At 68.3% G+C, this 14638-nt stretch carries 12 protein-coding genes; 6 read left to right on the top strand and 6 right to left on the bottom strand.

What is annotated here, in order from left to right:
• Positions 1 to 407: 407 nt before the first annotated feature.
• The 3 genes from EV646_RS03575 to dacB are packed head-to-tail and all read right to left on the bottom strand — an operon-like array spanning position 408 to position 3149.
• Positions 408 to 1322 (bottom strand): GNAT family N-acetyltransferase, encoded by a 915-nt coding sequence (locus tag EV646_RS03575; RefSeq protein ID WP_132143793.1) that lies wholly within the window; start codon positions 1320 to 1322, stop codon positions 408 to 410.
• Between the two features lie 17 nt (positions 1323 to 1339).
• Complete coding sequence (locus EV646_RS03570) at positions 1340 to 1546, bottom strand: hypothetical protein (protein ID WP_132143791.1); 207 nt, start codon at positions 1544 to 1546, stop codon at positions 1340 to 1342.
• Between the two features lie 40 nt (positions 1547 to 1586).
• Positions 1587 to 3149 carry a D-alanyl-D-alanine carboxypeptidase/D-alanyl-D-alanine endopeptidase gene (gene dacB / locus EV646_RS03565; RefSeq protein ID WP_132143789.1) on the bottom strand — a complete coding sequence of 521 codons (1563 nt, stop codon included), beginning with the start codon at positions 3147 to 3149 and terminating at the stop codon, positions 1587 to 1589.
• Positions 3150 to 3381: 232 nt separating this feature from the next.
• Between dacB and EV646_RS03560 the strand changes: the two genes are divergently transcribed.
• The 4 genes from EV646_RS03560 to EV646_RS03545 all read left to right on the top strand — a co-directional run bounded on the left by EV646_RS03560 (position 3382) and on the right by EV646_RS03545 (position 8293).
• Complete coding sequence (locus EV646_RS03560; protein ID WP_241995235.1) at positions 3382 to 4542, top strand: glycoside hydrolase family 43 protein; 1161 nt, start codon at positions 3382 to 3384, stop codon at positions 4540 to 4542.
• A 200-nt stretch (positions 4543 to 4742) separates the two neighbouring features.
• A complete protein-coding gene (locus tag EV646_RS03555) occupies positions 4743 to 6860 on the top strand; it encodes an alkaline phosphatase family protein (RefSeq protein WP_132143787.1) in 2118 nt (705 codons plus the stop codon).
• Positions 6861 to 6864: 4 nt separating this feature from the next.
• Positions 6865 to 7632 (top strand): MBL fold metallo-hydrolase, encoded by a 768-nt coding sequence (locus EV646_RS03550; protein WP_132143785.1) that lies wholly within the window; start codon positions 6865 to 6867, stop codon positions 7630 to 7632.
• Between the two features lie 76 nt (positions 7633 to 7708).
• On the top strand, positions 7709 to 8293 hold the full coding sequence (locus EV646_RS03545; protein WP_132143783.1) for a DedA family protein: 585 nt from the start codon (positions 7709 to 7711) through the stop codon (positions 8291 to 8293).
• On the opposite strand, the gene EV646_RS03540 is transcribed toward EV646_RS03545, so the two are convergent.
• On the bottom strand, positions 8279 to 8920 hold the full coding sequence (locus EV646_RS03540; protein ID WP_132143781.1) for a TIGR03085 family metal-binding protein: 642 nt from the start codon (positions 8918 to 8920) through the stop codon (positions 8279 to 8281). The two genes, EV646_RS03545 and EV646_RS03540, sit on opposite strands and share 15 nt — an antisense overlap.
• Before the next feature lie 100 nt (positions 8921 to 9020).
• Here EV646_RS03540 and EV646_RS03535 point away from each other — a divergent pair, with 100 nt between their 5' ends.
• Together EV646_RS03535 and EV646_RS03530 are read left to right on the top strand one after the other, a co-directional pair.
• On the top strand, positions 9021 to 10868 hold the full coding sequence (locus EV646_RS03535; protein WP_241995233.1) for an ABC transporter ATP-binding protein: 1848 nt from the start codon (positions 9021 to 9023) through the stop codon (positions 10866 to 10868).
• Positions 10865 to 12661 (top strand): ABC transporter ATP-binding protein, encoded by a 1797-nt coding sequence (locus EV646_RS03530; protein ID WP_132143777.1) that lies wholly within the window; start codon positions 10865 to 10867, stop codon positions 12659 to 12661. The genes EV646_RS03535 and EV646_RS03530 overlap by 4 nt, the downstream gene beginning before the upstream one ends.
• 59 nt (positions 12662 to 12720) lie before the next feature.
• On the opposite strand, the gene EV646_RS03525 is transcribed toward EV646_RS03530, so the two are convergent.
• Together EV646_RS03525 and EV646_RS03520 are read right to left on the bottom strand one after the other, a co-directional pair.
• A complete protein-coding gene (locus tag EV646_RS03525) occupies positions 12721 to 13041 on the bottom strand; it encodes a Fe-S cluster assembly protein HesB (RefSeq protein ID WP_132143775.1) in 321 nt (106 codons plus the stop codon).
• A 315-nt stretch (positions 13042 to 13356) separates the two neighbouring features.
• On the bottom strand, positions 13357 to 14376 hold the full coding sequence (locus EV646_RS03520) for a hypothetical protein (RefSeq protein ID WP_132143773.1): 1020 nt from the start codon (positions 14374 to 14376) through the stop codon (positions 13357 to 13359).
• Between the last annotated feature and the right edge of the window lie 262 nt (positions 14377 to 14638).

The following is a 14638-nucleotide window of genomic DNA, read 5'->3' as shown; positions in this document are numbered from 1 at the left end:
CTTGACCCCCACCACCCCGACCAGGGAAGGACGCAGCTATGCGGAGCGCGCGGGGAGGTGTAGCCCGGGGCCGGGGGTGGTTGGGTCTAGCTGCAGCCGATGGGTGTCGCCGGGACGGCTGGCACACCATCGCGGGGCCTGACACAGGACATAGCGTGTGGCCGGCCCCTGGTTCCTGTGTCGGGCCGGACCTCGGACACCTTGCCGGGACCTCGGACATCTGGCCAGGTGTTCCAGGTCCCCGGAGGGTGTCCGCAGTCCTCGCTCAAGCCCTGGGATCCCGGCATCCGGACAAACTCGACCACATCCCGGGCACAGAGGTTGATTCGCCGGCTCGATAGCGGGTTGTTTGATCGATAGCGCTCAATAGGCCGCTAGTCGTCATATAGGCCGCTATCGAGGAGGGGCTAGAGGGGGAGAGGGCGGCGGTAGATGTCGCTGGTCAGGTCTGGGCGCATGCCTACGGCGGTGTAGAGGGCTAGAGCGGGGGTGGGGTTGCTGGTGTCTACGTGGAGGATGGTGCCGGAGCGGCCGGCGGTGGCGTCGGTGGCGAAGGTGTGGTGGAGGAGGAACTTGGCCAGGCCTTTGCCGCGGGCTGCTGGGATGACGGCCAGGCGGCCGATGTAGCCGCAGTTGTCGGTGGTGCGGAAGTTGTCGTTGCATTCGGCAACGGCTACGGGGCGACCGTCGAGTTCGACGGTGGTGAGCTGGGACCAGTCGAAGGTCGAGCGGGATTCGCGCGAGGCGGCCCATTCGTCGTACGGGCGAGGATCGGCGCCGGGCTGGGTTGCGAAGGCTTCTACCAGTACGGCGTGGGCGGCGCGGCGGGTGGCATCGTCGAAGGCTCCTTGCTTGACGACGGCGCCTGCGGGGACTGCCGGTGGTTCGATGGGGCCGGTGAAGTTGATCCGCATGCGGTGGACCGAGGTGGCGATGGTGAAGCCGTGCGCGGCGGCGATGCCGGACATGAACTGGTCTTGCCTGATCACGCCGAGGCTCAGGACGACCTCTGATTGATGGGCGTGCCGGCCTATTCCCGTGGCGCGCTGGATCGCGTGGTCCAGCAGTGAGTTGGCCACTGTGGGGACCTCGGTGAGGACCTCGAGGTTGACGCGCGAACCGTCGCTGTTCGCGGCGGCGGTGGCGGAGCCTAGGAACTCGCCGGCGGGGTCGGTGACGATCCAGCCGTCGGTGGCGGGGTTGAAACCGGGGTCCCGCAGGTAGTTCGCGACGTCCTCGGGGCTGTGCTTCGGGAAGCCGAGCAGTGCGGTCGTGTAGGCGGCGCTCCGGTCGGCGATCAGCGGAGCGTCGTCCACGCTCATCGGGCGAACGGTGAACGTCACAGCAGCTCCAGGCGCCAGACGAGCCAGCCGTCGGTCGACGGCTCGAAGCTCGGCTCGGTGAGCGCGTTGATCATGTCGTCGAGGGTGAAGTCGGCGAAGCCGACCACTCCGGTGTTGTAGGCGGCGGCGAGCGCGAAGACCGCCTCGGCGTCCTCCTTGGCCGGTGGGCGGACGGTGTAGGAGTCCGGAAGTACGGCGGTCATTCACACATCGTGGTGAACGACCGCCGCACTGTCTAACGCATTAACAGGCCTTGTCCCACTCGAGGTCACACGCGTCTTCGACCTGGGTGTTCCGCTGCAGCGTGGTCGCGGCTTGGCCGGGAGACGAGGCCAGCGTGACGCCGACCGCGTCCTCGATGGAGCGAGGGCTGACCAGGTAGTTGTTGCTGATCATCGAGAACACCAACTTGCGGCCGTCCGCCGCGGTGACGTAGCCGGACAGCGACGTCACGCCGGTCAGCGAGCCGGTCTTGCCGTGCAGATTGTTGGCAGCGGGGGTGTTGCGCATCCGGCTGCGCAAGGTGCCGCCGGTGAAGCGGTCTGGATTGCCGGCGATGGGGAGAGCGTCGTACCACTGCTGCCACCACGGTTCCTTCTGTACGGCGATCAGTAGGTCGGTGATGCTGTCGGCGGTCACGTTCACCTTGCGGGACAGGCCGGAGCCGTCGGACAAGCGCAGTGCGCTGGTGTCGACACCGACGCTCTTCGCGTAGTCGGTGACGACGTCGAGCCCGGCGGACCAGCTGCCCTCGGCCTCTGCGACCGCGCCCATCGCTTTCACGAGGTGCTCGGCGTGCATGTTGTTGGACAGCTTGAGGAACGGGTTCATCAGTTCGCCAACCGTCATCGACTCGTCCCGCGCGAGCAGGCGAGCTGTCGCGGGGGAACCCGCGTTGCGAATCTGGCCGGAGACCTTGATGCCCTGGGCGGCGAGTGCGCGCTTGAAGACGTCGGCCGCGTAGAGCTCCGGCTCCCACACCGTCACCCATTCCTGGCCGACCGTCGCACCGAGCGGGACCGAGCCGGTGACCCGGACGATGTTCGTGCCGTGGTCGCGCTCGATGCTCAAGGTGTTGGCGGAGCCGGCTGCGCCGGTGGTCGCCGTACTGACGAGCTTGAGTACGTCGTTCGCCGGGACCAGGCTCAGCTTGACCGGTGCTCCGACCGACGCGCCCGGGAGGCTTTCGACGATCGCCGTACCGGAGTCGTAGTCGGTGTTCGGCGCGAGGGTGAGGGCGGCGATCTGGGCCGAGTAGTAGAACGGCTCGTCGTCCCAGGCCCAGCTGTCGCCGAGGCGGACGTGGTCGAAGTACGTATCGTCTGCGATCAGATTGCCGACAATCCGACGTACGCCGGATTGGGCGAGCTGCTTGGCCAGTCCGGAGTAGTCGGACTCGAGCGCGGTCGGGTCGCCGTAACCCTTCAGATAAAGGTCTCCGAGCAACTGGCCGCTGTAGACCGGACCGGTCGCGAGGACGTCGGTGTGGAAGCGGTACGACGGGCCGAGGACGTGCATCGCGGCGGTCGAGGAGAAGAGCTTGGTGTTGGAGGCGGGCAGCATCCGCTGGCCGCCATTCCGGTCGTACAACGTCTCGCCGGTCGTCGCGTCGCGGACTACGAGCGCGACCTGTGAGCCGACGTACCGGCTGTCGTTGAGCAGCGTGTCCAGCTGCGTCTGCAGAGGTGTTGCCTGTACGGCGGTGGGCGCCGTACCCGACTGATTCATCACTCCGCCGAACGCCGCCGCGAGCACAGCCACCCCGGCGATCACCCCGCGCCCCGACACTCTCGGTAAATACCTCACGAGAACTCCCCTCAACCCAGGCGGAAACCAACTAGCGGGAGTCTCCACCCCGAAGCGTCCCGGGTCCAGTGATCACGCAAAAGGCGGGAGTTTGCCGAGCTCTGGTCATTAAGGTGAATCGATGGAAAAGTTCGGTCCCCAGGTATCCGCCCCACCTGAGGAGTCCCCACTGCGACGACTTCTGACAGCTCTCCTCGTAGTGCTCGGTCTTTCCGCACTTCTGTCACCGCCGGTGCACGCAGTCGCCACTGCGGCGGTGTTCCCGGGCGAGATCATCGGGGAGGACTTTCCGGATCCGGATGTGTTTCAGCAGAACGGGACGTGGTACGCGTACTCGACGAACAACGGTCGCGGGCATGTCCCGGTCGCGACGGCGGCGAGTGCGAACGGGCCGTGGACGATTCGTGGTGACGCGATGCCTGGCGGGCCGTCGGCCGGCTGGGCACAGCCCGGCCGCACCTGGGCGCCGGACGTCTACCCGAACCCGGACGGCTCCTACACCCTCACCTACACCGCCTGGCACACGTCGTCCGGCCGGCAATGTATCGGCGTCGCCACGGCGACCTCACCGCTCGGGCCGTTCACCCCGGTCGGGAGCCAGCCGCTGATCTGCCCGCTCGACCTCGGCGGCGCGATCGGCGCGAACACCTTCGTGGCGAACGACGGCACCCGCTACCTGGTCTGGAAGAACGACGGCAACGCGATCGGCCAGCCGTCGACCCTCTGGCTCACGCGTACGGCGAACAACGGCACCACGCTGGTCGGCGGCAACAGCGCGCTACTCACGTCGAGCGGAGTCATCGAGGCGCCGGATCTCGTCCAGCGCGGGAGTCAGTTCGTGCTGTTCTTCTCTGGCGGCGGATACACCGACTGCAACTACCTGACGTCGTACGCGACCGCGCCGAGTCTCAGCGGGCCATGGACGACCGCTTTCCGGCCTCTGATGACAACCCAAAGCTTCGACAACCGCATCTGCGGGCCCGGTGGTGCGAACTTCGTGGGCGACAAGGTGTTCGTCCACGGGTGGGTGAACGGCTCGCGTCACCTGTACGTCGCGGATGTCGGCTGGGCCAACGACTACCCGGTGGTCCGAGGCAGCCGGGTCCGGTACGAGGCGGAGCGCGGCACGCTCAACCACTGCGTCGTACGGTCGAACGCGGCCGGCGCCTCGGACGGAAAGGTGGTCGCCTACATCGACTACGCCGACTCCTGGGTGGAGAACACCGTGTTCGCGCAGTTGCAGGCGGTTACACGCTGCATGTCGGATACGCGAATGGCTCAGGCGCCCCGGCCAGCCACGGGCTTGTTGTCAACGGCAACAGTCAAGGCAGCGTCACTTACCCGGTCACCGGCTGGGACAACTGGCAGCAGAGTTCCGTCTCGGTCACTGTGAACGCCGGCTGGAACACCATCCGCCTGACGAAGGGTGAGCTGTACGCCGAGGTGGACTACCTGGAGCTTCAGTGACGGTTCAGGGTTGACCCGGGATCCTCCCGCTTCGTGCGTGGCGTGGAGCCTGTTGACTGGACCATGCCTCGTACGCTCGGTACAGCACCAGCGCGACAGGCACGGACGGGGAGCACGATCCAGGAGATGGCGAAACCACCAGAACAGGTGTCCGGGGACCGGCGGCGACGGCGGCCGGTCTGGCTCGACCTGCGCCGTACCGGCCGCGGCCTGCAGGCGATGCTGTACGGCGGCCTGGCATCGCTCATCTCGCTGATCATCACGTTCTGGACGCTGCCGCAGATCAGCAGCGACGGCCGGCTGCCGATTCTGCGGCTGGTCGTCCTGCTGGCGGTGTTCGGCCTGCTGATGCGCTGGTTCCTGGCCGGGATCGCGATCCTGATCGGCTCGGTCGGCGTCCTGGTCGGCGGGCTGCTGTCGCAGTTCGGCGTGGTCTATCTCGGCATCACCGTCGACCCCGGCGTGAACCTGCACGGCGTCGAGGCGCCGCTGCTGGTCTCGATCGTGATGTCGTCGGTGAGCGCGGTCGTCGGTTGGATCGCGTACGCCGGCAGCGACGACGCGTACGTCGCCGAAGTCATGCGAGTCGTGCACCGCCGGGCCCGCAAAATCAAGCCGGCGCCGAAGACCGGGATGCTGATCATCCAGATCGACGGCCTCTCCGAGCCGCTGCTGAACTGGATGGTGCTGGCCGGCAACCTGCCGAACCTGGGCGGCTGGATCCGGGATGGCAAGCACTCGATGGTCGGCTGGCACACGGGCGTACCGTCGACGACTCCGGCCAGCCAGGCCGGCATCCTGCACGGCGGCTCGCGGCAGATCCCGGCGTTCCGGTGGTATGAGAAGGAAACCGCCCGGGTGATGGTGACGAACCGGGGCCGGGACGCCGCCGAGATCGAGGACCGGATGTCGACCGGACGCGGCCTGCTGGCCGACGGTGGCGTCAGCATCAGCAACAACTGGTCGGGGGACGCGCAGCGCTCCGAGCTGGTGTTCAGCCGAGCCTCGCTGCCGAGCAACCGCAGCCGCGGATACGTCCGGTTCTTCTCCAGTCCCCAGGGTGCCGCCCGCGGTCTGGTGCTGTGCGTGGCGGAAATGGTGAAGGAACTGCACCAGGCCCGTCGCCAGCGGGTCCGTCACCTGGTCCCGCGGGTCAAGCGCGGTGGCGGGTACATCTTCCTCCGGGCGATCAGCAACGTCCTGCTCCGCGATCTGAACGTCTCGCTGATCACTGACGAACTGGTGAAGGGGACGCCGGTCATCTACTGCGACTTCGTCGACTACGACGAGGTCGCGCACCACGCCGGCCCGACCCGCGCCGAGTCGTTGCAGACCCTGGAAGGCCTCGACCGGGTGCTCGGTGCGCTGCACCGGATCATCGACATCCTGCCGCATTCGTACGAGATCGTCGTACTGTCGGATCACGGTCAGAGCCAAGGGTCGACCTTCCTGCAGCGGTACGGGCGGACGCTCACCGAGGTGGTCGACGACCTGGTCGACACCGCCAAGGAGCCGGTGGCCGCGGTCGGCAAGACCGAGGGCTGGGGTCCGGTGAATGCTTTCCTGACCGAGCTCAGCCTGCGTCGCAGCGTGGCCGGGTCGGTCACCCGGAAGGCGCTGCACGCCCGCGTGCTTCACGGCGAGGTGGAGCTCGGCCCGAAGGACTGCGAGCCGGAGGTCGCCGCCGACGAGCAGATGGTCGTCACGTCCTCGGGGAACCTCGCGCTCATCTATCTCGCCACCACCCCAGGCCGGGTGCCGCTGGAGGAGATCGAGCTGTTGCACCCGAAGCTGATCCCAGGACTGGCGACCCATCCTGGGATCGGGTTCGTCGTGGTCGACTCGCTGGCCGAGGGGCCGGTAGCGATCGGCAGGGCCGGAGTCCACGTGCTCAAGACCGGCCGGATCGAGGGTGAGGACCCGCTGACGCCGTACGGGCCGTTCGCGGCCGCGTCGATGCTGCGGCAGGCGGAGATGCCGCACAACGGGGACGTCGTGGTGATCAGCCGGCTGGACGACTACACGCACGAGGTGGCCGCGTTCGAGGAGCTGGTCGGGTGCCACGGCGGCATCGGCGGCTGGCAGACCGAGGCGGTGCTGGTGCACCCGAGCCGTTGGGTGGTGAAAGAGCCTCCCGTAGGCTCCGACGCGGTCCACGCGTTGCTGATCGGCTGGCTGGAACAGCTCGGCCACCGCAAGGAGTTGCGTGAGCCGGCCGAGAGTCCGACGAGCGTGGAGGCATGACAGCGTGCGGATCACCTGGTGGGGGCACGCCACCACCACCATCGAGGAGAACGGCACGCGGTTGCTCACCGATCCCGTCCTGACCTCCCGGATCGCGCACCTGCGCCGGCGCCGGGGACCGGCTCCACTACCCGCAGCCGCCGAGTGCGACGCCGTACTCGTCTCGCACATGCATGCCGACCACCTGCACCTCACGTCACTGCGGCTGATCGCTCCCGGCGCCGCTCTGGTCGTGCCGCGAGGTGCGGCACGGCTGATCGATCAGGAGTACGGCGCCGCGCTGTCGGACCGCTGTATCGAGGTTGCTCCCGGCAACCAGGTTCGGATCGGCGCGCTCGAGATCACGGCGGTGACGGCTCATCACGACGGCCGGCGGCTGCCGTGGTCGTCGTTCACCGGACCGGCCGTCGGCTACCGGGTCGAGGGCGCGCCGAGCGTGTGGTTCGCCGGCGACACCGACCTGTACGACGGACTGGCCGCGGAAGCCGGCCCGGTCGACCTGGCGTTGGTGCCGGTCGGCGGTTGGGGCCCGACGCTGGGCGCTGGGCACCTGAATCCGGTCAGCGCGGCCGAAGCTGTTCACCGGGTCGGCGCCAGGGTCGCGATACCGATACATTTCGGGACGTTCTGGCCGATCGGATGCGACTGGCTCAAGCCGGAGCTGTTCCTGCCACCCGGGGACAGGTTCAAGACCGCGATGACCGAGGTGGATCCCGGGGTGAAGGTGGAGATCCTGGTGCCAGGCGAGTCGACCGAGGTGGTGTCTGCGTGAACGAGCGAAGCGAGTTCACAAGTCAAGTACAGCGTGCTCGTGCCTCATCCGCGCCCGGAGCGAAGCGAGGACGCGGATGAGCGGTGACACCCGCTTCGATGTTTGGTACCTCTTCGCCCTGGCCGGGGCTGTCTTGCTCGGCGCGGTCCTTCCCGTGCTGCCGACCGGCGCTGCGGTGTCGGCGGGCGCCGTACTGGCAACGCACTGGAATCCGATCGGGCTCGTCGGGGTGCTGATCGCGGGGGCGGGCGGTGCGTATGTCGGAGACCTGATCGTGTACGCCGGATGCCGGTTCGGCGGTGAGCGGCTGGCGAAACGGGTCGGCTGGCTGCGCGACAACGCGTCGCTGGACGCGCTGCGGGACCGGTTGGCCGAGCACGAGATCGGCGTGTTGCTGACGTCCCGGTTGATCCCGGGTGGACGGGTGCCGGTGCTGCTCGCGGCCGGGCTTGCCGGCTACCGCTGGGAGCGGTTCGCGCTCGTGGACCTCACCGCGTCGTCGCTCTGGGCCGCGGTCTACATGGCGATCGGCCTGCTCGGCTACGTGCTCTTCGACGAGCCCTGGCAGGGCGTGGTCGCAGCGATCGTGTTGGTGATGCTCACGACTGTGGTCAGCAGTCTGGTCCGGCGAGCGCGGAAGAAGAGTTCAGACCCCAAATGATGCCGAGCGGAGCCGCGAGACCGTCTCCGCGTCCCCATCCAGCTGTACGTCGGCCACCTGCTGCCGGCCGAAGCAGAACAGCACCAGCTCCGACGGCTCACCGGTCACCGTCACCGAACCCAGCTCGGTCGGCTTCTTCGCGACCGACGTCCTGCCGTCCGGCAACCGCAGGACCAGACCGCTCGGCGCCTTCCGCGTCATCGACTTGGCAGCCAGCCGGACCGCCTTCCAAAGCCCGGCCTGCTGCTCCGCCGGCAGCGCGCGGACGTCGTACGACGGCTGAGCGCGCCGGACGTCCTCGTGATGGACGAAGTACTCGGTCGTGTTGAGCTGGTGACCGAACTTCGGGAACGAGTAGATCGAGAGCGTCGGCGGACCGTTGCGCACCCTGTCGACGACCTCGGCGAAGCTGTACTGCGCCTTCGCCTTCGCCATCCGCCGCTCGGTGGTGTCTGACAGCGACGGGATCATGATGCCCGGGCCGGCCATCGGATCGGCCTCCCGCACATACAGATGGACGGCCAGGTCGTACGTCGACCACCCGTCGCAGAGCGTCGGCTGATCCGGCCCGAGCCGGTCGAAGAGGTCACACAGAGCAAGACGTTCCACCCGGCTGTAGTCGGTCATAAGTCGATCGTAGGTTGTCGGTGGTGAGTGGCAGAATGTCAATCGTTGTCATGCCTGTGCCCGGTTTATGCACCTGACTGTCCTGGAGAGCGTCTTGCCCATGCCGAAAGTCCCAGACAAGGGCAGCGTCACTCGGCGAGGGTTCGCCGTGCTGCGCGTCGCGGTCTGGGAGGAGCCGTGGGTCTTCGCCCTGTCCGTGCTGGCGAGCATGGTGTACGGCGCGATGACGGTGGCCGACGGGTGGGCGCTGGGCTGGGCGACCGACCACGTCATCCGGCCGGCGCTGGAGCGGGGTGACACCACCTTCGGCGCGGTCGCCTCGCTGATCTCGCTCTTCCTCGGCATCGCCGTCCTGCGCGCGATCGGGGTGGTCGGGCGACGCATCGGAGCCGGCATCATGCAGTTCCGGCTGCAGGCGACGTACCGGCGCCGCGTCACCCGGCAGTACCTGAAGCTTCCGCTCGAGTGGCACCACCAGCACCCGACGGGCATGTTGTTGTCGAACGCCAACGCGGACGTGGAGTCGATCTGGTTCGTGATCGCTCCGCTGCCGATGGCCATCGGCGTGATCGCGATGCTGGGGTTCGCGACCGCCGCGATGTTCGCGGCCGATGTCTGGCTCGCGGTGGTCGGTTGTCTGGTGTTCCCACTGGTGTTCGTGGCGAACGTGATCTTCCAGCGCTACCTGCAGCCGCTCGCGACCCGGGCGCAGCAGTTGCGCGCGGATGTCTCCGAGGTCGCGCACGAGTCTTTCGACGGCGCGCTCGTGGTGAAGACGCTGGGCCGCGAGGCTGCCGAGACCGAGCGCTTCCGGACCCCGACGTACGCGCTCCGGGACGCGAACATCGCGGTCAACAAGGCGCGCGGCATGTTCGACCCGGTGATCGACGGTCTGCCCAGGCTCGGGGTGCTCGCCGTGCTGCTGGTCGGTGTCGGCCGGGTCCGGTCGGGCGCTGCCGATGCGGGCGACGTCGTACAGGTGGCGTTCCTGTTCACGCTGATCGGCTTCCCGATCCGGGCGCTGGGGTGGGTGCTCGGTGAGTTGCCGCGCTCGGTCGTCGGCTGGGATCGCGTGCAGCGGGTCCTGACCGCCGAGGGTGGCATGGAGTACGGCGACCAGCGGCTGACGTCGACCGAGGCCGCCCGGCTCGAGGTGTCGGGCGTGCGGTTCGGGTACCTGCCCAATCGGGACGTGCTGACCGGGGTCGACTTCACCGTCGAGCCGGGCCGGACGGTCGCGATGGTCGGTCCGACCGGCGCCGGGAAGTCGACGATGACGACGCTGCTCACCCGGCTGGTCGATCCCGAGGAAGGTGCGGTCAAGGTCGACGGCGTCGACCTGCGGTCCCTGGCCCGGGACGAGCTGGCCGGATCGGTCGCCCTGGTGGCGCAGACCGCGTTCCTGTTCGACGACACGATCCGGGGCAACATCACGCTCGGCGGCGACTACGGCGACGAGGACGTCTGGGACGCCTTGCGGATCGCCCAGGGCGACGGCTTCGTGAAGTCCCTGCCGGACGGTCTCGACACCAAGGTGGGCGAGCGCGGTACGACGCTGTCCGGTGGCCAGCGGCAACGAATCGCGCTGGCGCGGGCCCTGGTACGGCGACCACGGCTGTTGATCCTGGACGACGCGACCAGCGCGGTGGACCCGCAGGTCGAGGCGCGGATCCTGGCCGGGCTGCGTTCCGCCGTACGGGACTCTCAGGCCGCGACGACCGTGCTGGTCATCGCCTACCGGAAGGCGACGATCTCGCTCGCTGACGAGGTGCTGTTCCTGGACGAGGGCCGGATCACGGCGCAGGGCACGCATCTGGAGCTGCAGCAGAAGTCGGCCGCCTACCGGGATCTGGTCGACGCTTACGAGAAGGACGCGGCCCGGCGGCAGGAAGAGGCGGAGTTGGCCGCCGAGATAGATGACTTGGATGCGGAAGGAGCTTCCGCGTGAGCGCGGCAGAAGCAACCCGGCTTGATCACGGCGATGACGCGGGTGGTCTCGCGACACTGCGGCAGGGCCTGCGGGTGTCGCCGGAGCTGGCGCAGGGCTGGTGGATCACCGCGCTGCTCGCGCTGACCATGACGGCTGGGCGGATCGTCGTACCGATCGCTGTGCAGCAGACCATCGACAAGGGCCTGACCGGCGCGGGTGGCCCGGACATGTCGTACGTCGCGTGGATGTGTGTGGTCTGCGCGGCGGGCGTGCTGGTCACCGCCGGGGCGTCGTACCTGACGACCGTGCGGCTCGCGATCAACTCCGAGCGCGGGCTGGCGACGATGCGGATCAAGGCGTTCCGGCATGTGCACGACCTGCCGGTGCTGACGCAGAGCACCGAGCGGCGTGGTGCGCTGGTCAGCCGGGTGACGTCGGACGTGGACACGGTGTCGCAGTTCCTGCAGTTCGGCGGGTTCATCTTCCTGGTCAGCATCGGGCAGATGCTGCTCGCGACCGTGGTGATGTTCTTCTACTCCTGGCAGCTCGCGCTGGTCGTGCTGATCTGCTTCGTGCCGCTGTTCGCCAGCCTCAAGTACCTGCAGCGGTTGATGTCCGCGGCGTACGGCGTCGTCCGCGCGAAGGTCGGCGAGATGCTGTCCGCGATCGCGGAGCCGGTTGTCGGCGCGCAGGTGGTGCGGGCGTACGCGATCGAGCAGCGGACGCAGCAGCGCATCGACGGCTCCATCGAGGACTACCGCCGTACGGCGACCCGGGCGCAGGCGATCACCGGAATCACTTTCTCGATCGGTGGTCTGGCGGCCGGTCTGGCCAACGCCGGGGTGCTGACGGCCGGCGTACTGCTGGGAGTGGACAAGCAGGCGACGCTGGGGGAGATCCTGGCGTTCATGTTCCTGGTCGCGCTGTTCTCCGATCCGGTGCAGATCGCGACGCAGGTGCTGACGGATGCGCAGAGCGCCTTCGCCGGTTGGCGGCGGGTGCTGGGCGTGATCGCGACGCCGGCCGACGTCGTGGACCCCGGGGAGTCGGGTGTGGTGCAGGCGCGTGGGCCGATCTCGGTCGAGTTCTCCGACGTCGATTTCGCTTATCCCGAAGGGGATCTGGTACTGCGGGATGTCGACGTACGACTGGAGCCGCATCGGCGCGTCGCGGTGGTGGGGGAGACCGGGTCGGGGAAGACTACGTTCGCGAAGCTGCTGACCCGGCTGATGGATCCGACGTCCGGCGCCGTGCTGCTGGATGGGGTGGACGCGCGGGAGATCTCGTTCGTTTCGCTGCGGGAGCGAGTGGTGATGGTGCCGCAGGACGGGTATCTCTTTGACGCGTCGCTGGCGGAGAACGTGCGCTTCGGGCGTCCCGAGGTAACGGACGCCCAGCTCCTGGAGGCGTTCGAGTCGCTCGGGCTGACGGACTGGCTGGAGTCGCTGCCGGACGGGCTGGACTCGCCGGTCGGTCAGCGCGGTGAGTCGTTGTCGGCCGGTGAGCGGCAACTGGTGGCGCTCGTACGCGCGAACATCGCCGACCCCGACCTGCTGGTGCTGGACGAGGCGACGTCCGCGGTCGACCCCGGCACCGAGGTCCGCGTCAACGCGGCCCTGGAGCGGCTGATGGCGGGGCGTACGTCGGTCACCATCGCGCACCGGTTGTCGACCGCCGAGGCTGCCGACGAGGTGCTGGTCTTCGACAACGGCGAAATCGTCGAACGCGGTCCGCACGACGAGCTCGTCGGCGCCGGCGGCGTCTACACCCGGCTGCACGACAGCTGGATCGCGCAGCGCAGCGAGCTTTAGGGCATACGTAACGGCCGGGACCGCGGAAAGGGGCAGGTCCCGGCCGTTACGCGACTTACTCAGGCGGTCGGGGCGGCACCGTTCTCCCGCCCGGCGCCCGGCTGGGGCACCAGCAGGAACTCGACGCCGCCCTTGTCGTCGACTGCGGCGTCCAGGATCTTGTCGTCCAGCGCGTTCGCGGCATTCTGCTCGAGGAACACCCGCGCGCCGGCCTCCTCGACCACTTGATCACCAGGCACTGGCGCCTCGGTCGTCGTCACCGCCAGGGCCGGGTTCGCCGGATCCTCCTGCGAGATCCGCACCCCGGCCCCCTCCGGCGCGCCCTCAACCCCCGTAATGCTCTTGATCACCAGAGTCGCGTTCTCAGTCAGGGTAAGCACAACTACTCCAAGCACTAGACATCACTGAGCCCGCCTCGTGCCCGCTCGCAAAATCCCCAAACCCCCCACCCCTCCACCACCCGCCCCCGCGGCATCCGCCGTACCCGACGACCAGGGCGACCTTGAGCACCCACCAACCACAGATCCGCCGCGGAGGTGGTCGGTGGGTGCCCAAGGTCGGAGCCTCGGCGCGTTCGTCTCGACCTTGAGCACGGGTCAACCATTCGCAGGGCCGCGAAATGGTTGGTGGGTGCTCAAGGTCGACGCGAAGCCCCGCGGGGCGCCGACCACGTGGGTGGCACGGGCTCGCGCGGATCAGGCGGCGGGGAGCCAGAGAGCGGGGGCGTGGGGGTCAGGGGCCCGCCAGGTCGGTCCGTCGCCGGGGCGGGAGGTGCCTCGGTGGAAGGCTTCGCGGAGGCGGGCGGGTAGATCTGAGCGAGGATCGAGCGCGTCTTCCCAGCCGAAGTGAACGAGCTCGACGGCCCGATCGCTGAGTCGCTGGTCACGGCGGTGGCTGCGGCGGATCAGCAGCCGACGCTCCTCAGGGCTATCGGCGTCGTACTTCGCAAGTCCGTCGGCCTCGGCGACGGTTCGGAACTGTGGCCACCAGAAGTCGACGCGCTCGAGCATCCAGCGGGCACCGTCCCAGAACTGAGCCTGAAGGACCGGCGCGGGCAGTCCCGCGTCGGCAAAGATCGTGCGCGCGATCGACTCCAGCGCTGACTCTGACCTCGGATCGCCGAAATCGATCGCGATTCGGGCCCGACGGATCCCGGTCCAACGGTGCTGCCGTAAGAGTACGGCCTCAAGTTCGGCGAGCGACATGCCAGTCCGTAAGGCGTGGTCGACCGTCACAATCGCCTCGCGAAGCGGCAGCGCCCGGGCGAGGTCGACCACCGTTCGCGCGGGGCTCGTGAGCGGCAACCACTGGTGCCGGGAGAGATCCGCTGCCGCCAGGCCTGCACGGCGTACGACGATGTCCTGGCGACGCTGATTCCGCTTGGCATCCGGACGTCGGGTCAGCCATACCGCATCGACCGGCGGCGTGGACGGACGCTTGCTGTCGGACCAGGTGCGAAGCCCGGTCAGCTGAGCGGCACTGAAGTGACTTACCACGGAGCCGGGGTATGCGGCCTGCGCACAGGCGATCCGCGCCAACTCCTCGGCAATGTGTCCGTCGAGGTAGTGCCCGTGGTGGTGCTGCAGCTGACGCTTCCGCAACAGCCGCCGGAGATCGGCGTCATCCAGCCCCAGCGCGAGCAGGACCTGCCGGCGTTGCGGAGTCTGGACGGCTGAGTGCAGCCGTCCGCGAACGTCGTACGCGAGTCGATCCATCCACTTAGCTTGCCGTGACAGACCCCGTCCCCGCCTGCCCCCGACCACGCGCCTGTGGACAACTCCCAACCCTCTGTCGTGCCTCCTCGACCTTGAGCACCCCTCAACCACAAATCCGGCGCGGAAGTGGTCGGTGGGTGCCGAAGGTCGGAGCCTCGGCGGGTTCGTCTCGACCTTGAGCACGGGGCAACCATGCGCGGGGCCGCGAAATGGTCGGTGGGTGCTCAAGGTCGCGCATCGGAAAGTCGGGTGCGGAGTGTCG

This window comes from Kribbella antiqua, from assembly GCF_004345665.1.
GTDB lineage: Bacteria > Actinomycetota > Actinomycetes > Propionibacteriales > Kribbellaceae > Kribbella > Kribbella antiqua.
Note: the sequence above shows the minus strand (reverse complement) of the source record. Positions and strands in the feature narration are given on the sequence as shown.